This window comes from Ramlibacter sp. G4-7 (assembly GCF_057784995.1).
The window spans coordinates 219901-243139 of sequence record NZ_JBYNTT010000006.1; the positions used below are offsets into that span (position 1 = coordinate 219901).

Genomic DNA, 23239 nt, shown 5'->3' on the forward strand with positions numbered 1-23239 from the left:
CCAGCAGAGAGGGGTACCCCATGAAGCAGCACGATCTCACACCGAGTGAACCCGAGTCGTCCCGGGTCGGGCGACGCACCCTCCTGAAGGCATCGGTCGCAGCAGCGGCAGCACCCTTCGTGCTGACGGCGCGAAAGACGCAGGCGCAGCTCCCGCCGGTGCTGCCTCCCAGTCCGCCGACCACGCCCTGGGTGGAGTACCTGCCGGAGCAGGACTTGCCCGCGACGCCGCTGGCCACGCTTGATCCCGGCCCCACGCTGGCGGCGAACATCATCGGCGGCGAGATGGGCCGCGCGAACCACCAGCGCTATAACGAAATCTGCGGGCCCACGAGCCTGACCACGAAGAACGCCGTGTTCCACCAGCTGATCGTCAAGGAGAACCCTTCCTGGCGGTTCAATGCCGACAACCCTTACTACCCTCCGCAACCGATCTGGGGTTACCAGGGCACCAACACGCCGTACGCCACCACCCCGGGTCCGACCATCCACGCGCGCTACGGCCAGCCGATCCTGTGCCGCATCTACAACCAGCTGCCGCAGTTCCATGCGGGTTTCGGCTCACCCGAGATCACCACGCACCTGCACAACCTGCACACGCCGTCTGAAAGCGACGGCTTCACCGGTGACTACTACAGCGCGTACAAGAAGGGCCCAACGCTCACCGGTGCCGGCTCCTTCCACGACCACTTCTACCCGAACCTGTATGCAGGATTCGACGAGATGGGCGGGATCGGCGACTTTCGCGAAGCGCTGGGCTCGCTCTGGTACCACGACCACACGGAAGGGGTCACAGCGCCCAACGTGCTGAAAGGGTTGACCGGCCGCTACAACATCTACGACGATCTCGACTCCGGCAGCGAGCAAACCGGCCTGAGGCTGCCCAGCGGCCCCTACGACTATCCGCTCACCTTCGCCGACCGGCGCTTCGACGTGAATGGGCAGATCACCTTCGACCAGCTCAATCCCGAAGGGGTGCTGGGCGACAAGATCATCTGCAACGGCAAGCTCGAACCGGTGCTGAAGGTGGCGCGCCGGAAGTACCGCTTCCGCCTGCTCAATGGCGGCCCCACGCGCTTCTACGAAATCGCGCTGCAAAACAAGTCGGCCAACGCGCTCTACACGTTCATCTACATCGCCAACGACGGCAACCTGCTGCCCAACCCGATTTCGGCCATGACCAGCGTCCGCTTCGCGCCGGCGGAGCGGGCAGACATCATCATGGACTTCGCACGGTTCCCGCTTGGCACCGAGTTGTACCTGGTGAACCTCCTGCAGCAGACTTCGACCCGCCAGCCGGACAAGTCCCAGGCCCCCGGCACGCGCGTGCTCAAGCTGGTCGTCGATCGCAATCCACCGGAACCGGACACCAGTACCGTGCCTGCCGTGCTGCGCCCGCTGCGCCCGTTGCCCAGTGCGGCGGAACTCGCTGCGCTGCCCGTGCGCCGCTTCGCGTTCTCGCGGTCTGGCGGCATGTGGTCCGTGAACGACGCCTTCTTCAACGTCTTCGAGACGCGCGCCAACCCTTCACGCGGCAGCGCAGAGATCTGGGAGTTGACCAATCCGGACGATGGCTGGCAGCACCCGATCCACATCCACTTCGAGGAAGGCATCATCCTGAGCAAGTCAGTCAACGAGGTGGCTGTGCCGATCCCGCCGCACGAGCGGGGCCGCAAGGACGTCTACGTCCTCGGTCAGAGGATGACCGTACGGGTGCTGCTGCGCTTCCGGGACTTCCTGGGCAAGTACATGATGCATTGTCACAACCTCACCCACGAGGACCACGCGATGATGATCCGCTGGGACATCGTGTAGGCCATGCGCACGCAAGGAGATCCACCATGATCACGCGCAGACTGGAAATCGCCACGATGGGCGCATTTGCCCTCACTGGCCTCACGAGCGCCCTGCTGTACGGCCCCGACGAGCCCGTCAAAGCGGCCGCGCTGCCGCGGCGGCTTCCGGACAGCGGCATCCCGAACGTGCCGCTGAAGACCCACACGGGCAAATCGGTCCGCTTCTACGACGACCTCGTGCACGACAAGCTGGTCCTCGTGACCATGATGTACGCGGCCTGCAGCAACACATGCCCGCCGAGCACCTTCAACCTGGTGCAGGTCCAGCAGATGCTTGGCGACCGGGTGGGCAAGGACATCTTCATGTACTCGCTCACCTTGCGGCCAGAACAGGACTCTCCCGAGGACCTGGCGCACTACGCAAAGGTGCACCACGTGGGTCCGGGGTGGCTGTTCCTGACGGGGGCGCCCGCTGATGTTGAGCGACTGCGCTACGCCCTGGGCTTCTATGACCCGGACCCGAAGGTCGACAAGCAGGATGGCAGGCATGTGGGCATGGTGCGCATCGGCAACGATCCGTACCGGCGCTGGGGCATGGCGCCGGCGCTCGCGGACCCGCGGCAGATCGTCTCGATGGTCGAACACCTGGACCGCAAGCCGCCACCGCGGTCCGCTTGAATCACCGACCTTCGGCCGATGCGGAGAGAAGCCTTGCGTGACCGTGTCGCGCGAGGCTCTCGGCGTGGTCAGGCCATGCGAGCTTGACCCGCTCCGTACGGGCCGCGCGCGGTCCACGCCCCCTTCCGGGGCTGATGCGCTCTCGCCCGTCGCTGGGGTCGCCCGGCTGCGTCAACTTGACCTGTAACCGCAGGGGCACGGCCCAAGCAACATTTTTGTTCTGGCGATTACAACCAGAATCCACTTCTGGCATTCCCACACAGCCACCCGTCGGAATTGAGTACTTAATAACTAGCTACAAGATGTTTCCCAAGTTTTTGATAGTCACTTAATGTAACTAAATACAAATAAATGGGTAGTCACAGGGAAACATGTAAACTTTTGAATCCACTGTGGAATAGCGCCACGTACAAATTTATAACGGCACGACCGATACGCCACATCGGTCTCGCTCGAATAGGCCGGCAATTCCAACCAGGCAGCCGGTGGGAGATTCGAACCAGTAAATGATTACAAGCAGGGGCAAGCCCCAGGGCTTGACTCCATGGAGGAGGTCATGCAAACCCGCTTCGTCAGCGAGGTTCCTGCGCGATCCCCGCGTCTTCGCCGGCGCGGCGGCGTGCACTCCATCGCATCCCGCCCCTGCCCCTGCGAGCATGGATCCTACCTCTCCCAGGATCCCTTGAACGGTGTTGCCCAGCCGGGTACCCGCTGCGTCAGTCTGCCCCCTACTGGGCCGGGCGCGACGCTCCCCTCCTGCACGGTCCCGTGCCTCCTGCTCTCCGCCGCCCCGCGGCCGAGCTTCGGCATACGGCGGCGGCACCGATGGCGCCCGCAGCCGCGCGCTTGACCTGATCCTGCGAACTCCCTAGCGGACCAAGGGGGTCCTGCCGAATGCCAGCCCCACGGGCGGCAGGGGGTCGTTTTGCCTTTCAACCGTGCATCCGCTGAATCGCCACGTTCGGCACCCAGGAGAAAACCAAATGGCCAGCCTCATTCGCAGTGATCTCGAATTCATCCTCCAGCAGATCCTGATCGCCGAGGCGCATGCTGCGGGCGGGGCCCTCACGGCTTTGGTTCCGGACGTGTTCTCGCCACAGGGACTGCGCACCGTCGACGGCTCGTACAACAACCTGATCGATTCCACGTTTGGCGCGGCCGACCAACCGTTCCCGACCTTCGTCCCGCCCGATCCGCCGCCGCTTTATGACGGCGCGGGCCTCGTGGTCGATCCGCAGCCGCGGATCATCAGCAACCTGGTCGCCGACACGACCAGCAACAACCCGGCGGCGGTCCAGGCCTTCGTCGACGGCGGGTTCGGCACCCTCGTGGGCGGTGTGCTTCGCGACCTGGACGGCAACATCATCCCGCCGGGCACACCCCTGACCATCTCGAACATCGCGCCCGACGCGGGCCTGTCGGCGCCGTTCAACTCCTGGTTCACCTTTTTCGGCCAGTTCTTCGACCACGGGCTGGACCTCGTGAACAAGAGCTCCGCCGAGTTCGTGATGATGCCGCTGCAGCCGGACGACCCGCTGTACAACCCCCTCAGCCCGACCAACTTCATGGTCGTCTCCCGCGTCACGAAGGACGCCGCCGGCAACCCGACGAACGCCACCACGCCCTTCGTCGACCAGAACCAGACCTATACCTCGCATCCTTCGCACCAGTTCTTCCTGCGCGAGTACGTGCTCGTGGGCGGCCGGCCAGTTGCCACGGGCGAGTTGCTCAATCACTCCGACGGCGGCTTGCCGACCTGGGCCGACGTGAAGTTCCAGGCCGCCAACGTCCTCGGAATCCAGCTCGACGACATGGACGTGCTGGACCTGCCGATGGTGCTCGTCGATCCGTACGGCAATTTCATCCCGGACCTCGCCACGGGCATGCCGCAGTTGGTGACCAGCGCAGGCCCGCCGCCCGGGGTTTCCGTCGCCAACCTGACCACTCCCGTGGACGCCACCGCCGCGCTGCGCACGGGCCACGCATTCCTGAATGACATCGCGCACTCCGCTGCACCCGGCGCCGGCCTCGTGGCGGACGCCGATGGCGTGATCAACACCGGCCCGCAACCGGCGGGCACCTACGACAACGAGTTGCTGGACCGGCATTTCATCACCGGCGACGGCCGCGGCAACGAGAACATCGCGCTGACCTCGGTGCACCACATCTTCCACTCGGAGCACAACCGCCAGGTCGACGCGATCAAGGCGACGGTCCTGGCCACCGGCGATGCGGCCTTCATCGCGTCGTGGCAGCTGCCCGACGGCTCCTGGGATGGCGAGCGGCTGTTCCAGGCGGCTCGCTTCGCGACCGAGATGCAATACCAGCACCTCGTGTTCGAGGAATTCGCCCGCAAGCTGCATCCCGGCATCAACGAATTCCTGGCGCCGACCGGCTACGACGCCACGATCGACCCCGCCATCATGGGCGAGTTCGCGCACGCGATGTACCGCGTGGGCCACACCATGCTCACGGACTCCGTGGACCGGTTCGACGCGAATTTCAATTCGAGCAACCTCACGCTGCTCGACGCCTTCCTGGACCCCGTCGCTTACAACAACAACAACACCCTCTCCCCCGAAGCCGCCGCCGGCGCCATCGTGCGCGGCATGACGCGCCAGGCCGGTAACGAGATCGACGAGTTCGTCACCGACGCCGTGCGCAACACCCTGCTCGGCCTGCCGCTGGACCTGGCCGCGATCAACATCGCGCGCGGGCGCGACACGGGCGTGCCCACGTTGAACGAAGCGCGGCGCGAGTTCTTCCAGATGACCAGCGACAGCCAGCTCAAGCCGTACACGAGCTGGTTCGACCTCACGCAGAACCTGAAGCACCAGGCGTCGGTCGTCAACTTCATCGCCGCTTACGGCAAGCATGCTGCGCTGCAGGCCCCGGACGTGGACACCGTCGACGAGATGCGGGACGTCGCCCTTGCCCTCGTGTTCGGCGGCAGTGCGGTGATCCACGACTCCGTGACCAACACGGATCGAACCTTTACCGCCGACGAAACCGACCGCCTCGCTTTCCTGAACAGCACCGGCATCTACGCCAACCTCGCCGACGGCTCCACCATCACCGGCGTCGACGACATCGACCTCTGGATCGGCGGCCTCGCCGAAAAGCAGATGCCTTTCGGCGGCATGCTGGGCTCCACCTTCGGCTTCATTTTCGAGACGCAACTCGAAAGCCTGCAGAACGGTGACCGCTTCTACTACCTCTCGCGCACCGCGGGCATGCACTTCGGCATCGAGCTGGAGAACAACAGCTTCGCCGACCTGATCACCCTCAACACGGACGCCACCCACTTGCCGGGCGACGTCTTCGCCAACGCGGCCTACACCCTCGAGGTGGACCGGAGCCACCAGTTCACGGGACTCGGCGCCGACGGAAGGGCCGATCCCCTCGGCGCCGATCTGGAGCAAGTGGTGTTCCGCGACGACCCGTCGACTCCCGGCGTCGACACGAACTACCTGCGCTACACCGGCGTCGAGCACGTGGTCCTGGGCGGCACGAGCGCCAACAACACGATCATCTCCAGCGAAGGTGACGACACCCTCTACGGCGACGACGGCAACGACCGCCTGGAAGGCGGCTTCGGCAACGACATCATCCACGGCGGGGCGGGTGACGACATCATCACGGACATCGGCGGCGACGACGTCATCCACGGCGACGCCGGCAACGACGTGATCCACGGCGGCCCCGGCGGCATCGCGGTGCCCCAGATCCTGTTCGGCGGTGACGGCAACGACTTCATCATCACCGGCGAGGACATCTCCACGACCTTCGGCGGGATGGGCAACGACTTCATCCTCGGCTCCAAGCTCAACCTGCCGACCCTGGGCAACGAGGGCGACGACTGGATCGAGATCGGCACCCAGGACGGCGCCGGCGGCGACAACTTCGACCCGCTCGGCCTGGGCACGGTCAAGGGCAATGACGTCTTCATCACCGGCCCCGGCTTCGACGAGGGCGAGGGGGAGGGCGGTGACGACATCATGGTGATGTCCGACGGCCAGGAGAACTTTGCGGGCGGCGGCGGCTTCGACTGGGGCAGCTACGCGGCCGATCCCTTCGGCGTGACCGCCGACCTCTTCATCAACGCCCGTGCGGGCGTCGCGCCCACGCCGTCCAACCAGGGCGTCATGGACCGCTTCGCCGAAGTCGAAGGCCTGACGGGTTCGAACTTCGCCGACTACCTGCGGGGCGACAGTGACTTCGTGCTGCATATCACCGGCAGCCCCGCGGCGCTGGACCCCACGCTCACGAACGTCAGCCTCTACTCGGGGCTGCAGGCCGTCCTCGGCTCCGGCGTGACCTCGTTTGTCGCCGGCAACATCATCCTCGGCGGCAACGGCAGCGACCTGCTCGAAGGGCGGGGTGACGACGACATCATCGACGGCGACCGCTGGCTGAACGTGCGCATCAGCGTGCGCCAGAACGCGGACGGCACCGGCCCGGAGATCCGCAGCGCGCAGAGCATGACCGAACTGGTGGACGAAATGCTGTCCGGCGCTCTCAAGCCCGGCCAGTTGCAGATCGTGCGCGAGATCCTGCCCGGAAACGGCAGCTTCAACTTCGACACCGCCCTGTTCTCGGGCAACCGGGCCGAGTACGACTTCTCGACCGGCGCCGACGGTCGCCTCATCGTGACGCACGCCCGGCCCCTGACGGTCAATCTCGGTGATGGCATCGACACCCTGCTCAATATCGAGCGGCTGCAGTTCAACGACGAGGCGGTGGTGCTGGCGGGCAACGAAGGCCTGAACGCCGGGCCGGTCGGCCTCCTGTCGCTCAGCGATGGAACACCCCAGGTGGGGCAGGTGCTCAGTGTGTCCACCGGGACGGTCACCGACGCCGACAGCGGCGGCTCCATCGCAGGAGCGCCCATCACGTATTTCTGGCAAATGGAGTCGGTCGCCGGCTCCGGCGTGTTCCAGGACATCGTCACTGCTACCCTGGGCAACCGCGAGTCCGCCACCGGCCCGACCTTCACGGTGACCGAAGCCCAGAACGGCCTGGCCCTGCGCGTGCGCGCTGTCTACAAGGACGGACACGGCGTGCTGGAGAACGCGTATTCAGCGGGCACCGCGGCCGTCGCCGGCGCCGTCGCGCCGCCGCCGCCTCCCGGACCCGCGCCGGTGGCCACCGATGTCACCACCCCCGGCATCCACCTGATCCAGTCGGACCTGCAGTTCATCCTCGACCAGATCATCATCGCCGAAAAGCATTCCGGCTCGTACGGGACGCCTTCGGTCGACCTGCACACGCTGATTCCCAACGAGCGCCTGGCCTGGGGCCTGCGCACGGTGGACGGCTCGTTCAACAACATCGTGCCCGGGCAGGAATTGTTCGGGGCCTCGGACCAGGACTTCCCGCTGCTGCTCAACCAGGTATTCCGCAACGACCTGGACGGCGACAACTTGTTCGGAATCACCAACACGAACTACGCCACAACCGGGCCCGGGGCCAACGTGGTGGACGCCGACCCGCGCATCATCTCCAACCTGATCGTGGACCAAACGGCGGGCAACGCAGCGGCGGTCGATGCGAATGGTGGCGCCACCCCGGTGGTAAGTCCTGGACTGGACGGCGTCTTCGGAACGGCCGATGACCGCCAGGTGTTCTACATCCCGAACACGACCCCGGACGCAGGCCTGTCCGCGCCGTTCAACTCCTGGTTCACCTTCTTCGGCCAGTTCTTCGACCACGGGCTCGACCTGGTCGACAAGGCCAACAACGGCGCGATCTTCGTGCCGCTGCAGGCGGACGACCCCCTGGTGGCCGGCGCCGACGGCATTTTCGGCAATGGCGACGACCTGCCGGTCAACCAACGCTTCATGGTGCTCACGCGCGCGGACAACACGGCCGTGCAGGCGGGCGCCGACGGCGTGTTCGGCACGGCCGACGACAGGCACTTCCACAACAACGAGACGACGCCCTTCGTCGACCAGAACCAGACCTACACCTCGAATGCCTCGCACCAGGTGTTCCTGCGTGAATATGTCCGCGTCGGCCCCCCGGGCAGCGAGGTGACGATGTCCACCGGAAAGCTGCTCGACGGCGCCCACGGCGGCATCGGCAACTGGGCCGAGGTGAAAGCGCAGGCCCTGAGCATGCTTGGCCTCAAGCTGACCGACGCCGACGTCCTGGACGTGCCGCTGCTCGCCGTGGACGCGTACGGCAAGTTCATTCCCGGCGCGCACGGCTTCGCGCAAGTCGTGACCAACCTGGGGCTCATCGAAGGTACCGCCGCAGGGCTGGACATCCACAACCTGCCCGGGGGCGCGATCGTCGGGCGGTCGGGTCACGCCTTCCTGAATGACATCGCGCACAACGCGGCGCCCGTCTTCAACGCCGCCGGCGAGCTTGCGCCGGATGCGGACAACGTCGCGGGCAATGTCATCGTCCCGGGTCCCGGCGGCCAGAACGCCACGTACGACGACGAACTTCTCAACGCCCACTTCATCACCGGTGACGGCCGCGGCAACGAGAACATCGGCCTCACCACGGTGCACTTCATCTTCCATGCCGAACACAACCGGCTGGTCGACTACGTCAAGGCGATGGTGAACGCCTCGAACGATCCGGCCTTCATCGCCCAGTGGCACATGCCCGACGGCTCGTGGAACGGCGAGCGGCTGTTCCAGGCGGCGCGGTTCACGACCGAGATGCAATACCAGCACCTCGTGTTCGAGGAGTTCGCGCGCCGGGTGTCGCCGAACATCGATCCGTTCCTGCCGGAAGGCCAGAACTACGAGAGCACGATCAACCCCGCGATCGTGGCCGAGTTCGCCCACGTGGTGTACCGGTTCGGCCACTCGATGCTGACGGAAACGGTGGACCGCTACGACGCCAATTTCAACGTCGTCGGTGACGGGAATCCCACGTTGGCCGGAAACCAGCAGACCGGGCTGATCGAGGCGTTCCTGAACCCGTTGGAATTCACTTCCGGCGGTGCGACGGACGCGGCGGCCGCCAGTGCGGTCATCCGCGGCCTGACGCGCCAGCAGGGCAACGAGATCGATGAATTCGTGACCGAGGCGCTACGCAACAACCTGCTCGGCCTGCCGCTCGACCTCCCCACCCTCAACCTGATGCGCGGGCGGGATGCGGGCGTACCCAGCCTGAACCAGTCGCGCGCCCAGCTCTACGAGATGTCAGGCGACGTCACCGTCAAGCCCTACACGAGTTGGGCCGACCTGACCGGCAGCCTGAAGCACGCGGCATCGCTGGTGAACTTCATCGCGGCATACGGCACCCACTCCAGCATCACGAGCGCGAGCACGCTCGCCGACAAGCGCGCCGCCGCGGTGGCCTTGGTGCTCGGCGGCGCCGGCGCGCCGGCCGACCGCCTCGATTTCCTCAACAGCACCGGGGCTTGGGCGAACGCCGCCAACGGCGCCACGCGCACGGGCGTGGACGACATCGACCTCTGGATCGGCGGCCTGGCCGAGAAACAGACGCCCTTCGGTGGCCTGCTTGGCTCCACGTTCAACTTCGTCTTCGAGAACCAGCTCGAGGACCTGCAGAACGGCGACCGCTTCTACTACCTGGAACGCACGGCCAGCCTGAACTTCCAGTCGGAACTGGAAGGCAACAGCTTCGCGCGCCTCATCATGGCGAACACGGACGTGAAGCACCTGCCGGGCCTCGTGTTCGACACCCCCGCGTTCACGCTGGAAGTGAACCAGGCCGTCCAGTTCACGGGCCTGGGTGGGGACGGCCGGGCCGACCCGACGGACCCGACTGCGGACGTTCCGCTGGTGATCCGGGACAACCCGGACACCCCCGGAAGCGACACCAACTACCTGCACTACACCGGACCGGATCACGTCGTGCTCGGCGGCACGGACGACGATGACATCCTGATCGGCAGCGAAGGGGACGACACGCTCTGGGGCGACGGCGGCAACGACCGGCTCGATGGCGGTGCCGGCAACGACCAGATCCGCGGCGGCGCGGGCGACGACATCATCACCAACCTGTTCGGTGACGACAACCTGCAGGGCGGCGACGGCAACGACGCCATCCACGCCGGCAGCGGCCTCCAGCTCGTGATCGCCGGTCACGGCAACGACTTCATCTTCTCCGGCAACGACGCGACCGAGGTCATCGCCGGCCCGGGCAACGACTTCATCCTGTCCGGCACCGGCAACGAGTTCACGTTCGGCAACGAAGGCGACGACTGGATCCAGGAAGGCACGGCCGACGGCGCCGCGGGCGACAACTTCGACGTCCTGGGGCGCGACCTCGTGCGGGGCAACGACGTCTTCATGGGCAGCGGCATGTCCGACCGCATGGATGGCGAGGGCGGCGACGACATCATGGTGGGCATGGGCGGCCAGATCGACCGCTACGCGGGCTTCTCCGGCTTCGACTGGGCGGTGTTCACGCACCCGACCGAGGGCATGTATGCCGACATGAACATCCGCATCTCCAACACGTCCGGCATGTTGCCCGGGTCCCAGTTGCAGACGCAGACGCGCTTCATCACGACGGAAGGCATGTCCGGGTCCATGTTCAGCGACGTGCTGATCGGCGACGAGTTGAACGCAGGCGCCCTCCTGGTGGCCGGCGCATACGGCAGCGTGCTCACCGAGTTCGACCTCATCGACGGCCTGCACGAGTTCGTGGGCCTCGGCGCAACGTCCTTCGGCTCGGGCAACATCATCCTGGGCGGCGGCGGCAGCGACATCCTGGAAGGCCGCGGTGGCGATGACCTGATCGACGGCGACATGTGGCTGGACGTGTACATCAGCGTGCACGCCAACTCCGACGGCACCGGCCCCGAGATCCGCCGCGTGGACACGATGCGCGATCTGGAGGCCGACGTGTTCTCCGGCCTCATCAACCCGGGGCAACTCGTGATCACCCGGCAGCTCGTCGCGGCGCCCGCGGCCTACGACACGGTCGTGTACCGCGGCCTGATCGGCGAGTACTTGATCAGCACCGTCAACGGGGTGACCACCGTCGACCACCAAGGCGGCATCGACGGCGTCGACCGCCTCACCAACGTCGAGCGACTGCAGTTCGCCGACACGGCGTTCATCCTCGATTTCTCCAACTCGATGCCCGATGGCGCCCTGAGGATCAGCGATACGACGCCGGCGACTGGCCGCGTCCTGACCGTGTCAGCCGAGGACGTGCTGGACTTCGACAATCCGGGGACCGGCGCCATCACCGGCCCGATCTCGTACGTCTGGCAGGTTGAGCTGGTGCCGGGATCGGGCATCTTCGAAGACATCCTGATCACGACGCCTGCAGGCGACCTGATCTCCACGGGCGCCACGTTCACACCCGGGGCGAACGAGGTCGGCCTCGCGCTCCGCGTCAAGGCTTTCTACCAGGACGCCAATGGTGTCCTGGAGACCGTGTTCTCGGCCGCCACCGACCCGGTGTTCGACGGTCTTCCCGGCGGAACGCTCACGATCTCGGATTCCACGCCGACCGAAGGCCAGACGCTGACAGTCAGCAACCAGATCACGGACGCCGATGGCCTTGTGGGCGTGACGTTCCACTACCAGTGGCAGCAAAGCGAAGCTTTTGGCGGTGGCACCTTCACCAACATCGCAGGCGCGACCGGCACGTCGTTCACGCCGACCCAGGCACAGGTCAACCGGCAGTTGCAGGTCGCCGTCACCTATACCGACAACGGCGGCAACACGCACACGGTGGTTTCGCCCGGGACCATCGTGACCGGAGATCTCATCGTGGGCACCGTAGCCAACGAGGTGCTGGGCGGCAATGCAGGCCAGGACGACATCAATGGCGCCGGCGGCAACGACACCCTCAACGGCCTGGACGGCAACGACACGCTGGATGGCGGTGCCGGCAACGACATCATCAACGGCGGGAACGACAACGACACCATCAACTACACCGTTGGGCAGGGCGCCGATACGGTCAACGGCGGCACGGGGCTGGACACGCTGCGTGTCCTGGGGAACGCCGCGGCCACCACGCTGGCAGTGGTCTTCAACGGCACGGCGCTGGCGTCCGTGGCGGGTGGCACCCTCACGAGCATCGAATCGATCACTGCCGACCTGGGCGCCGGCGCCGACACGTTGACGTATGCCGGCTCCACGGCCCCCGTGACCGTGGACCTGGGCGCGGGCACCGCCTCGGGGTTCACGTCGGTCGCTGGCATCGAGAACGTCATCGGCACCAGCGGCAACGACTCCTTCACCAGCGCTCTCGGCGTGGTCAACACGTTCACCGGCGGGGCAGGCAACGACACCTACGTCGTTCATGAATCGACCGACCGCGTCGTCGAACTAGCCGGCGGCGGGACGGACGAGGTGCGCTCGGTGGCCAACACCTACTCGATCCTCAACAGCGGGGCGGAGCGCCTGACTTTCATCGGCGTGGGTAACTTCACGGGCACCGGCAGCGTCGTCGCCGACGTGATCACCAGCGGCGACGGCAACGACGTGCTGGCCGGTCTGGGAGGCAACGACACGATCGATGCGGGTGCCGGCAACGACGCCATCAATTACACGATCGGCGACGGCGCCGACACGGTCCTAGGCGGTGCCGGTACCGACACCATGAACATCGTCGGGACCGCCGCCGGCGACGTGCTCACCGCCGTGATCTCCGGCGGCGTGCTCACCAGCGTGCAAGGCAGCACCCTCAACAGCGTCGAAGCCGTCACGGCCAACCTGCTCGGTGGCACCGACACCCTGACCTATGCCGGGGCGACGGAGAACCTGACGGTCAACCTGGGGACGGCCACCGCCTCCGGCTTCACTTCCGTTCTCGGCATCGAGAATGTGGTGACCGGCAGCGGCAACGACTCACTGACTAGCGCTCTCGGCGTGGTGAACACCCTCACGGGCGGCGCCGGCAACGACACCTACGTCGTGCATGAAAGCGCCGACACGGTGGTCGAAGCGGCCGGCGGCGGCACCGACGAAGTGCGTTCGCTGGCGGCGGCCTACACCATCACCAGCATCAACATCGAGAACCTGACGTACATCGGCACGGCCGCCTTCACCGGCACCGGCAATGCGGCTGCCAACGTCATCACCGGTGGCACCGGCGCCGACGTGCTGTCCGGCCTCGGTGGCAACGACACGATGGTCGGCGGAGCCGGCAACGACCAGATCGATGGCGGCTTCGGCAACGACACGATCGTCTACAGGGTTGGTGACGGCGCCGACGCCATCGCCGGCGGTGCCGACACGGACACCCTGAGCATCACCGGGACGACCGCGGCCAACACACTGGTGGTCGCCCTCACCGGCACCGCGCTCACCGGCGTCGCTGGCGGCACCTTGAGCGGGATCGAATCCGTCGTAGCCGACCTCGGCGACGGCGTCGACACCCTGACGTACGCCGGTTCCACCAGCGCCGTCACCGTGAACCTGGGGGCAGGCACCGCGTCGGGCTTCACGTCGATCACGGGCATCGAGAATGTCACCGGCGGCAGCGGCAACGACAGCTTCACCAGCGCGCTGGGCGTGGCCAACACCTTCGTCGGCGGCGCCGGCGATGACCTCTACGTCGTGCACGAAGCGACCGACCGGGTCGTCGAACTGGCCGGTGGTGGGACGGACGAGGTGCGCTCGTTGAGCAATGCCTATTCGCTCCTGAACACCGGCGCGGAGATCCTGACGTTCACCGGCGCGGGTAACTTCACCGGCACCGGCAGCGTGGTTGCCGACGTGATCAACGGCGGCGGCGGCAACGACGTGCTGGCGGGCCTGGGCGGCAACGACACGATCAATGCCGGCGGCGGCAACGACACGGTCAACTACACCATCGGCGACGGCGCGGACATCGTCAACGGCGGTGCGGGCACCGACACGATGAACATCACGGGGACGAGCGTCGGTGACGTATTGACCGCCGTGATCTCCGGCGGGGTGCTCACCAGCGTGCAGGGCAACACCCTCAACAGCGTCGAGGCAGTCACGGCCAACCTGCTGGCAGGCACCGACACCCTGACCTATGCCGGGGCGACGGAGAACGTGACGGTGAACCTCGACGCGGGCACGGCGTCGGGATTCAGTTCCATCGCCGGCATCGAGAACGTGGTGACGGGCAGCGGCAACGACACGCTGACCAGTGCGCTCGGCGTGGTGAACACCCTCACCGGTGGGCTCGGCAACGACACCTACTTCGTGCATGAAACCACCGACACCGTGGTCGAAGCGGCCGCCGGCGGTACCGACGAAGTGCGTTCGTTCGCAGCGTCCTTCACCATCACCAGCATCAACATCGAGAACCTGGCGTTCGTCGGAGCGGGCCCCTTCAGCGGCACCGGCAACGCCGCCAACAACGTCCTCACCGGCGGCAGCGATGCCGACGTGCTGTCCGCGCTGGGTGGCAATGACATCCTCGATGGCGGCCTCGGCAACGACACGCTCAACGGAGGGATCGGCAACGACATCTTCATCTTCCGGACGTCCTTCGGCCAGGACACCATTACGGGAGGTTTCGATGCCGACGTGGCCGGCGGGCAGGACCGGATGGACATCAGCGCGCTGGGCATCACGGCCGCGACCTTCGGCGGCTCGGTGTCGATCACCCTTTCCCAACTGGACGGCATCGGCGGCCTCGACACGCTGGTGACCATCGGGACGGACACGATCGCGGTGTTCGGCGTCGATGGAGTCGGGACCAACGTCATCACGTCGGCCGACTTCATCCTCGCCCCCTGAAGCAAACCACGGCACCTTCATGGGACTGCACTCCGCAGTTCCCATGAAGGCGCCCTTCCAGTCAACCCGAAGGAGAGACGATATGAGCATGCAACCGAGCCAAACCGAACCGAGCACCGCGCAGGCAGGCAATGCCCCGACAAGCAAACCCGCAGACCAGAGACAACCCACCCACCGTGCGGTGTCCGATCCGCGCGAAGTGGCGACGCTCGTCATGAACCGAATGAACCTCGTGAACGCCAAGAAAGACGAACTGGCGATCGCGATCCACGGGCTGGTGGACATCACGCAGCAGCTCACGCGCACCTACGCGGAGCAGTTGCTCGCCATCGAACAGCTGCGCAGGCGCGTGAAAGCGCTGGAAGCGGCCGCGGCGTCCACGACCTCCGAGGCACCCTCCACAGTGCAGTAATCCGCACACGAACAGCCCATCGACCCAGCGAGCGAAGACCATGAACAACCTCTTGTCGAACCTCCGGCCGTTGATGGGCGCCATCGCTGCGTTTTCCTTCGTCATCAACCTGCTGTACCTCGTTCCGGCGTTCTTCACGCTGCAGGTGTTCGACCGGGTGATCTCCGCCAACAGCCGCGAAACGCTGATCGTGCTGCTCGCCGGCACCGGCGTGGTTTTGCTGATCCTCATGTTCCTGGACTACGTTCGCACCCGCCTGCAGAACGTGCTGGGAAACCTGCTGGACGAGCAACTCTCGCCGCCCGTGGTCAATGCCATCGTGGTACGGGCGGCGCGCGCGGCCGGCGGCATGAGGATCGACGGCATCCGGGACGTGGCGTCCCTGCGCGCCATGTTCTCCGCCAACGCCCTCATCGCAGTCTTCGATGCGCCGTGGGTTGTGGTGTACGTCGCAGTGATCTGGATGTTCCACCCCTACCTCGGAATGGGTGCGGCCGGGGCGGCGCTGCTGATGCTCGCACTGGCCTGGCTCAACGATCGCCTGAGCCGCCGGTCACTCGAAGAACTCCAGAGGGAAGGCCGCCGCTCCTCGCAGTACGTGGAGAGCTCCCTTCGCAACGCCGAAGTGCTGCAGGCCCTGGGCATGACGCACCGGCTGCTGGCAAAGTGGCGCGGGCTGCAGAACCAGATTGCCGGCAAGCAGACCAGCGCCGGCCGCAGCACCGCGGCCTTCACGGTGGGTACCAAGATCGTGCGACAGGCCATCCAGATCCTCATGCTGGCTCTGGGTGCCTACCTGGTACTCGCGCATCAGGCATCGGGCGGCATCATGATCGCCACCAGCATCCTCCTGGGCCGCGCCGTGCAGCCGATTGAACAGCTGGTCGGCAGCTGGCGCGTGCTGATCGAGGCGCGCGCCGCCTTCGGGCGCCTGTCCGAGCTGGCGAAGGACTTCGAGCGCACCGATCCACGGGTCGCACTGCCCCGCCCCGAAGGCAGGCTGGCAGCCGAAGGGGTTTCGTTCCGCATGCCGGGCAGCGACACGCCGGTGCTGGCCAACATCACCTTCTCTCTCGCCCCGGGCGAAGCCCTGGCCATCGTCGGGCCGAGCGCCGCCGGCAAGTCCACCCTGTCGCGCCTGCTGACCGGCGTCTGGGCGCCAAGCAGCGGACGCGTGCGGCTCGATGGCGCCGACATGGCCAACTGGCCGCGCCAGGAGCTCGGGCCCCACATCGGCTACGTGCCGCAGGACGTCGAACTCTTCGACGGAACCGTGGCGGACAACATCGCGCGACTGGACAAGGTGGACTCCGAGGCGGTCGTCGCTGCCGCGATGCGGGCCAACGCGCACGAATTGATCCTCACGCTGCCGCACGGCTACGACACGCCCGTGGGGGAGCATGGCGCACGGCTTTCCCCTGGCCAGCGCCAGCGCGTGGCCCTCGCGCGGGCACTTTTCGGCAATCCCCAGCTGGTCGTCCTCGACGAGCCGAACTCCAACCTCGATGGCGCCGGCGAGGCCGCGCTGGCGCAGGCCATGAGCGCCCTGCGCAGTGCCGGAGTGACGACCGTCGTGGTCACCCACCGTCCGTCGCTCATCGCCCACGTGGACAAGATCATGCTGCTCGCTGCGGGACGCATCCAGCAATTCGGGCCGGCCGGCGAAGTGATGAAGGAAATGCAGCGTCAGGCCCAGGCCGCCGTGGAACGCAAGGCCGCCTGACGGCGCAAGGACCGACAACATGCGTACTGCCACCCTCCTCCCTTCCCCCTCCGCCCAGCGCACGAGCCAGGAGCACGCCCGGCGCCTGGTGCGCGCGGGCAGCTGGATCATCCTCGGCGCCGTGCTGCCCATAGCCGCCTGGATGACGTTTGCTCCGCTTGCGATGGCCGTGGTGGCCCCGGCCGTGGTGAAAGTGGACCTCAATCGCCGGCCCGTGCAGCACCTGGAAGGTGGCACCGTGCGCGAGGTCCTGGTGCGTGACGGCCAGCAGGTGAAGGCTGGCCAGGCGGTTCTGGTCCTCGGCGACGTGCGCGTCGATGCCGAGCGCAACCGCCTGGACTACCGCGTCCAGATCGAGCGCGCCGCTGTCGCCCGCTTCGAGGCCGAACAGTCGCTCGGGGCGCTGCACTTTCCGGCGGAGCTCGCGAAAGCAGCACGGGAGGACGCGCGCATCGAACAGGCACTCGCGAAGGAAAGCGCCCTCTTCCGCGCGCAGCGCCACTCCCTGGACAGCGCCACCTCCCTGATGCGGACACAGCGGGAACGCGTGGAACATGAGATCGCCGCCGTGCGGTCCCAGATCGGCCAGGCGGAGAAGTCCCTCGAGCTCCAGCGCCGCGACCTGGAAGCGAACCGCGGGTTGATCAAGGAGGGCTTCATTTCCTCCAGCCGCATTTCGCAGCTGGAAGCCGTCGTGATGGACTACGGCGCCAAGCTCGAGGAAAGACGTACGGAGCTCGCCCGTGCCCAGCAGCGCCTGGTGGAGCTCGACCTGAAAATCCAGTCAGCGCGCAACGACTACGTGAAGGCGGCGAGCGACCAGCTCAAGAGCACCGTGCAACGCCTCAGCGAGATCGAACAGGAACAACGCAAGTCCTCGGATGCCGCGACCCGCCAGGTGGTGGTCGCTCCGGCCGCCGGCGAAATCATCGACCTCAAGTTCACCTCGCCCGGCGCGGTGGTCAAGCCCGGGGACTCGATCGCCGACATCGTCCCGAGTGACAGCGCGCTGATGCTCGAGGCGCACATCCGCCCCGAAGACATTGCGAACGTGCATCTGGGGCAGGCGGCCCGGGTGAAGTTCACCGCCTTCAAGTACCGCAACACCCTGATGATCGACGGCAAGGTCACCTATCTGTCGGGCGACCGCCTCGTCGACCGCCAGAACGGTGAACCCTACTACAGCGCACTGATCCTCGCGGACGCCAAGTCGATCGCGTCGATGGAGGATTTCAAGCTCCAGGCAGGCATGTCCGCAGAGGTCTACATCGAGGGATCGAAGCAGACGGCCCTGCAGTACCTGGTCGAGCCGGTCACGACCACCCTGCGCAGGGCAGGGCGGCAGATGTGACGGCGTTCCGGCATTTCCCAGTCGAGAGGGGTACCCCATGACGAACCACGATCTCACTCCCAGTGAACCCGGATCGTCCCGGGTCGGTCGACGCGGCCTCCTGAAGGCCTCGGTCGTGGCTGTTACCGCACCCATGGTGCTGACGCCACGAAAGACGGAAGCACAGCTTCCGCCGGTGCTCCCCCCGAGTCCGCCGACGACGCCTTGGGTCGAATACCTGCCGGAGCAGGATACGCCGCTAACCCCGGTGACCGCCCTGGATCCGAGCCCGACGCTGCTGGCGAACACCGTGGGTGGCGAGATCGGACGTGCGGAGCATCAGCGCTACTTCGACATCTGCGGTCCCACGAGCCGGACCACCAGGGACGCAGTCTTCCACCAGCTGATCGTCAAGGAAAACCCGTCGTGGCGCTTCAACGGGGACAACCCGTACTATCCGCCGCAGCCGATCTGGGGATACCAGGGACCCAACATGACCGCGGCGACCACCCCTGGGCCGACGTTGCATATGCGCTACGGCGAGCCCGTCCTGTGCCGCATCTACAACCAGCTGCCGCAGTTCCATGCGGGTTTCGGCTCCCCCGAGATCACCACGCACCTGCACAACATGCACACGCCGTCCGAAAGCGATGGCTTCACCGGCGACTACTACAGTGCGACGAAGAAAGGGCCAACGCTGACCGGTGTCGGCGGCTTCCACGATCACTTCTACCCCAACCTGTACGCGGGCTTCAACGAAATGGGCCTCACCAGCCTGGGCGACCCCCGGGAAGCGCTGGGCACGCTCTGGTACCACGACCACACCGAGGGCGTCACCGCGCCTAACGTGCTCAAGGGACTCGCTGGCCGCTGCAACATCTACGACAGTTTGGACACCGGCAGCGAGCTGACCGGCCTGAAGCTCCCGAGCGGCCCGTACGACTACCCCCTCCTGTTCGCCGATCGTCGCTTCGACGTGAATGGCCAGCTCACCTTCGACCAGCTCAATCCGGAAGGCGTGCTGGGCGACAAGATCCTGGTCAACGGCAAGATCGAACCGGTACTCAAGGTGGCCCGCCGCAAGTACCGTTTCCGGCTGCTCAATGGCGGACCCACGCGCTTCTACGAGATCGCGCTGCAGAACAGGTCCGCCAATGCGCTCTACCCTTTCACTTACATCGCGAACGACGGCAACCTGCTGCCGGCCCCACTGACCAACCAGGCCAGCATCCGCTTCGCGCCGGCAGAACGGGCAGACATCATCATCGACTTCGGGCGCTTCCCCCTGGGTACGGAGCTGTACCTCGTGAACCTGCTGCAGCAAACCTCGACCCGGCGGCCGGACAAGGCCCAGGCGCCCGGCACGCGCGTGCTCAAGTTCGTGATTGACCGCAACCCGCCGGAGCCGGACATGAGCCAGGTACCCGCACTGCTGCGCCCGCTCCGGCCGCTGCCCAGCGCCTCGGAACTCGCCACCCTGCCCGTGCGCCGCTTCGTCTTCGCGCGCTCCGGCGGCATGTGGTCCGTGAACAATGGTTTCTTCAACGTATTCCAGACTTCCGCTGCCCCGACGGAAGGCAGCGCGGAGATCTGGGAACTGGTGAACCCCGACAACGGCTGGCAGCACCCGATCCACATCCATTTCGAGGAAGGGATCATCTTGAGCAAGACGGTCAACGGCGTCGCAGTGCCGATCCCGCCGCACGAACGCGGACGCAAGGACGTCTACGTCCTGGGCGAGGCGATGACGGTCCGCGTGCTGCTGCGGTTCCGCGATTTCAAGGGCAAGTACCTGATGCATTGCCACAACCTCACCCACGAGGACCACGCCATGATGGTCCGGTGGGACATCGTGTAGCCCTGCGCACCGAAGGAGACCCACCATGATCACGCGCAGACTGGAAATCGCCACGATGGGCGCATTTGCCCTCACTGGCCTCACGAGCGCCCTGCTGTACGGCCCGGACGAGCCGGTCAAGTCGGCCGCGCTGCCGCAGCGGCTCCCGGACAGCGGCATCCCCAACGTGCCGCTGAAGACCCACACGGGCAAGTCGGTCCGCTTTTACGACGACCTCGTGCACGACAAGCTGGTCCTCGTGACGATGATGTACGCCGCCTGCAACAACACCTGTCCACCAAGCACCTTCAACCTCGTGCAGGTGCAGCAGATGCTCGGTGACCGGGTCGGCAAGGACATCTTCATGTACTCGCTCACCTTGCGGCCGGAGCAGGACTCGCCGGAGGACCTGGCGCACTACGCCAAGGTGCACAACGTGGGGCCGGGGTGGCTGTTCCTGACCGGAGAGCCGCCGGACGTGCACCGCCTTCGCTATGCCCTCGGCTTCTACGACCCCGACACCGCGGTAGACCAGCAGGACGGCCGGCACGTGGGCATGGTGCGCATCGGCAACGATCCGTACCGGCGCTGGGGCATGGCGCCGACGCTCGCGGACCCGCGGCAGATCGTCTCGATGATCGAGCACCTGGACCGCAAGCCGCCGCCGCGCGCGGCCTGAGTCACCGGGCCTTGAGCCCGATGCCGACCAGGAAGGTCTCGGACGACTTGTCGCGCGAGGCCTTCGGCTTGATCGGCTTCACGGTCCGGAACTTGTCCTTGAACAGCTTGGCGAGCTGGCTGTAGCCGCTGCCGTGGAACACCTTGCACACGAGCGCGCCTTCCGGCTTCATGTGCGCCTGCGCGAAGTCCACGGCGAGCTCGACGAGGTGGGCGATGCGGGCCGCATCGGATGAAGCAATGCCCGAGAGGTTGGGCGCCATGTCCGAAACGACGACATCCGCCTTGCGGCCGGCGAGTGCGGCAGCAAGCTGCGCGGCCGGCTCGGGCTCGCGAAAATCGCCCTGGATGAAGGTCACGCCCTCGATCGGCTCCATGGGCAGGATATCCACGGCAAGGATCTGGCCGTCCAGGACGCCCGCCGCGGCGCCCTCCGGCGCCAGCTTGCGGCGCACGTACTGGCTCCACGCACCGGGCGTGGAGCCCAGGTCCACCACCACCTGGCCGGGTTTGAGCAGGCCCAGGGCCTCGTCCATCTCCCTGAGCTTGTAGGCCGCACGGGCGCGGTAGCCGTCCTTCAGGGCGAGCTTCACGTAAGGGTCGTTGATATGGTCGTTCAACCACGCCTTGTTGACCTTCTTGCTTTTCGTCTTCACCTTCATGGTCGGTCCGATAATAGGGGGATGGCAGCCATTCAACTTTCCGTGCAGGACCGCAAGGTCCACCGGGCCGAAGCCCACCACCTGGACCCGGTGGTGATGATAGGAAACGACGGCCTCACGCCCGCCGTCAAGAAGGAAACCGACGCCGCCCTCAGCGCGCACGGCCTGATCAAGGTCCGCGTGCTGGGCGATGACCGGGAGGCGCGCGAAGCGATGTTCCAGCAGCTTGCCGAGGAACTCAATGCCGCGCCGATCCAGCACATCGGCAAGCTCCTGGTCCTGTGGCGGCCCAAGCCCGTCAAAACCAAGGCCGAGGACGAGGACCGCAAGCCGGGCCCGCGCGAATACAAGGTCATCAAGAACTCCAGCCGTGGCGGGCAGCGCCCCGAGGTGCGCAAGGTCCGGGTGCTGGGCAACCAGCGCCTGACCACGGGCGGCATCGTGAAGAAGTCCAAGCCCAAGCAGAAGTCGGTCAAGAAGACGCGGGCGGAGTGAGCTTGCAAAGCACGACCAGCGCACACAGCCACTGCGCCGCGTAAGCGGCCGTGCCGGCCGAGTGCCAGAAGGCCAGGTCCTGCCGCGCGAGGATGTGCGGCGCGATCGCGAACTCCTGAAGCAGAGCCGCGAGCATCCCGAGCAGCACGTAGGCCACGGCTCCCCCGGCCCAGTTGATCCTGGCCGTGCCGTCCGGCTCCCGTGCACCGACCAGGAGGGCGAACCCGCAGCCCAGGGCCACCCAGGACTGCGCACTGAACAGCTTGCCCGCCAGGGTGCCGGCGACCGCTGGCGAGGGGGCGTTGGCGAAGAGCAGCGGCACGGCCAGGAAGCCGATGGCGGACAGGCTGCCCCACCACAGGGCTGCCGCCAGCACCACCAGCCGCCGCTTCCAGTCCATCACACGTAGTTGACGGCGACGATCTCGTAGCGCTTGGTGCCGCCGGGCGCCTGCACTTCCGCGGTGTCGCCCTCTTCCTTGCCGATCAGGGCGCGGGCAATCGGGCTGGACACGTTGATGAGGCCCTGCTTCAGGTCGGCCTCGTCCTCGCCAACGATCTGGTACTTGACGGTTTCGCCGGAGGTCTCTTCCTCCAGTTCCACGGTCGCGCCGAACACGACGCGGCCGCCCGCGTCGAGCGAAGACGGGTCGATGACCTGGGCGGCCGCCAGCTTGCCTTCGAGCTCGCGGATGCGGCCCTCGATGAAGCCCTGGCGGTCCTTGGCCGCGTCGTACTCCGCGTTCTCCGACAGGTCGCCCTGCGCACGGGCTTCGGCGATCGCCTGGATCACGCCGGGGCGATCCACCGTCTTCAGACGATGCAGTTCGGCCTTCAGCTTCTCGGCGCCGCGAGTGGTGATGGGGATGGTGGTGGCCATATGAGGCTGTGTCTCCTGCAAAACGAAACCGCCGAACGTTGCCGCTCGGCGGTTCTGGTGTCGGACTGATTATAAAACCGGC

The 23239-nt window shown here is 66.3% G+C and carries 12 protein-coding genes; 9 read left to right on the forward strand and 3 right to left on the reverse strand.

Annotated elements, in window-relative coordinates; genetic code table 11:
- The first annotated feature begins 20 nt into the window (after positions 1-20).
- The 8 genes from AC3EGR_RS10705 (at position 21) to AC3EGR_RS10740 (ending at position 21122) form a co-directional block, all read left to right on the forward strand.
- Entirely contained in the window at positions 21-1814 is a 1794-nt protein-coding gene (locus tag AC3EGR_RS10705) for a multicopper oxidase family protein (protein WP_488546457.1), read from the forward strand.
- Between the two features lie 26 nt (positions 1815-1840).
- Complete coding sequence (locus tag AC3EGR_RS10710; RefSeq protein ID WP_488546458.1) at positions 1841-2473, forward strand: SCO family protein; 633 nt, start codon at positions 1841-1843, stop codon at positions 2471-2473.
- A gap of 983 nt (positions 2474-3456) precedes the next feature.
- The gene (locus AC3EGR_RS10715; RefSeq protein WP_488546459.1) at positions 3457-15141 is read left to right on the forward strand and encodes a peroxidase family protein; all 11685 of its coding nucleotides are present in this window, start codon (positions 3457-3459) and stop codon (positions 15139-15141) included.
- Positions 15142-15223: 82 nt separating this feature from the next.
- Positions 15224-15553, forward strand: a complete 330-nt coding sequence (locus tag AC3EGR_RS10720; protein ID WP_488546460.1) for a hypothetical protein — start codon at positions 15224-15226, stop codon at positions 15551-15553.
- A 40-nt stretch (positions 15554-15593) separates the two neighbouring features.
- A complete protein-coding gene (locus AC3EGR_RS10725) occupies positions 15594-17276 on the forward strand; it encodes a type I secretion system permease/ATPase (RefSeq protein ID WP_488546461.1) in 1683 nt (560 codons plus the stop codon).
- A gap of 88 nt (positions 17277-17364) precedes the next feature.
- Entirely contained in the window at positions 17365-18627 is a 1263-nt protein-coding gene (locus AC3EGR_RS10730; protein WP_488546462.1) for an HlyD family type I secretion periplasmic adaptor subunit, read from the forward strand.
- Positions 18628-18664: 37 nt separating this feature from the next.
- Entirely contained in the window at positions 18665-20464 is a 1800-nt protein-coding gene (locus AC3EGR_RS10735) for a multicopper oxidase family protein (protein ID WP_488546463.1), read from the forward strand.
- Positions 20465-20489: 25 nt separating this feature from the next.
- Positions 20490-21122: an SCO family protein gene (locus tag AC3EGR_RS10740; protein WP_488546464.1), complete on the forward strand. Its 633-nt coding sequence runs from the start codon at positions 20490-20492 to the stop codon at positions 21120-21122.
- A 1-nt stretch (position 21123) separates the two neighbouring features.
- Here the strand turns inward: AC3EGR_RS10740 and AC3EGR_RS10745 are convergent, their stop codons facing one another.
- Positions 21124-21783, reverse strand: coding sequence for an RlmE family RNA methyltransferase (locus AC3EGR_RS10745; protein ID WP_488546465.1), 660 nt, complete (start codon positions 21781-21783; stop codon positions 21124-21126).
- Between the two features lie 21 nt (positions 21784-21804).
- Here AC3EGR_RS10745 and AC3EGR_RS10750 point away from each other — a divergent pair, with 21 nt between their 5' ends.
- On the forward strand, positions 21805-22278 hold the full coding sequence (locus AC3EGR_RS10750; protein ID WP_488546466.1) for a YhbY family RNA-binding protein: 474 nt from the start codon (positions 21805-21807) through the stop codon (positions 22276-22278).
- Here the strand turns inward: AC3EGR_RS10750 and AC3EGR_RS10755 are convergent.
- Both AC3EGR_RS10755 and greA read right to left on the reverse strand, forming a co-directional pair.
- Positions 22256-22678 carry a DUF4149 domain-containing protein gene (locus AC3EGR_RS10755; protein ID WP_488546467.1) on the reverse strand — a complete coding sequence of 141 codons (423 nt, stop codon included), beginning with the start codon at positions 22676-22678 and terminating at the stop codon, positions 22256-22258. The two genes, AC3EGR_RS10750 and AC3EGR_RS10755, sit on opposite strands and share 23 nt — an antisense overlap.
- Positions 22678-23157 (reverse strand): transcription elongation factor GreA, encoded by a 480-nt coding sequence (gene greA, locus AC3EGR_RS10760; RefSeq protein ID WP_488546468.1) that lies wholly within the window; start codon positions 23155-23157, stop codon positions 22678-22680. Before greA ends, AC3EGR_RS10755 begins: the two co-directional genes overlap by 1 nt.
- Positions 23158-23239: the final 82 nt, after the last annotated feature.

Coding starts and splice junctions, on each gene's coding strand:
- AC3EGR_RS10755 (WP_488546467.1), bottom strand. CDS start 22,678: ATGGACTGGAAGCGGCGGCTGGTGGTGCTGGCGGCAGCCCTGTGGTGG.
- AC3EGR_RS10725 (WP_488546461.1), top strand. CDS start 15,594: ATGAACAACCTCTTGTCGAACCTCCGGCCGTTGATGGGCGCCATCGCT.
- AC3EGR_RS10745 (WP_488546465.1), bottom strand. CDS start 21,783: ATGAAGGTGAAGACGAAAAGCAAGAAGGTCAACAAGGCGTGGTTGAAC.
- AC3EGR_RS10740 (WP_488546464.1), top strand. CDS start 20,490: ATGATCACGCGCAGACTGGAAATCGCCACGATGGGCGCATTTGCCCTC.
- AC3EGR_RS10720 (WP_488546460.1), top strand. CDS start 15,224: ATGAGCATGCAACCGAGCCAAACCGAACCGAGCACCGCGCAGGCAGGC.
- AC3EGR_RS10710 (WP_488546458.1), top strand. CDS start 1,841: ATGATCACGCGCAGACTGGAAATCGCCACGATGGGCGCATTTGCCCTC.
- AC3EGR_RS10750 (WP_488546466.1), top strand. CDS start 21,805: ATGGCAGCCATTCAACTTTCCGTGCAGGACCGCAAGGTCCACCGGGCC.
- AC3EGR_RS10715 (WP_488546459.1), top strand. CDS start 3,457: ATGGCCAGCCTCATTCGCAGTGATCTCGAATTCATCCTCCAGCAGATC.
- greA (WP_488546468.1), bottom strand. CDS start 23,157: ATGGCCACCACCATCCCCATCACCACTCGCGGCGCCGAGAAGCTGAAG.
- AC3EGR_RS10705 (WP_488546457.1), top strand. CDS start 21: ATGAAGCAGCACGATCTCACACCGAGTGAACCCGAGTCGTCCCGGGTC.
- AC3EGR_RS10735 (WP_488546463.1), top strand. CDS start 18,665: ATGACGAACCACGATCTCACTCCCAGTGAACCCGGATCGTCCCGGGTC.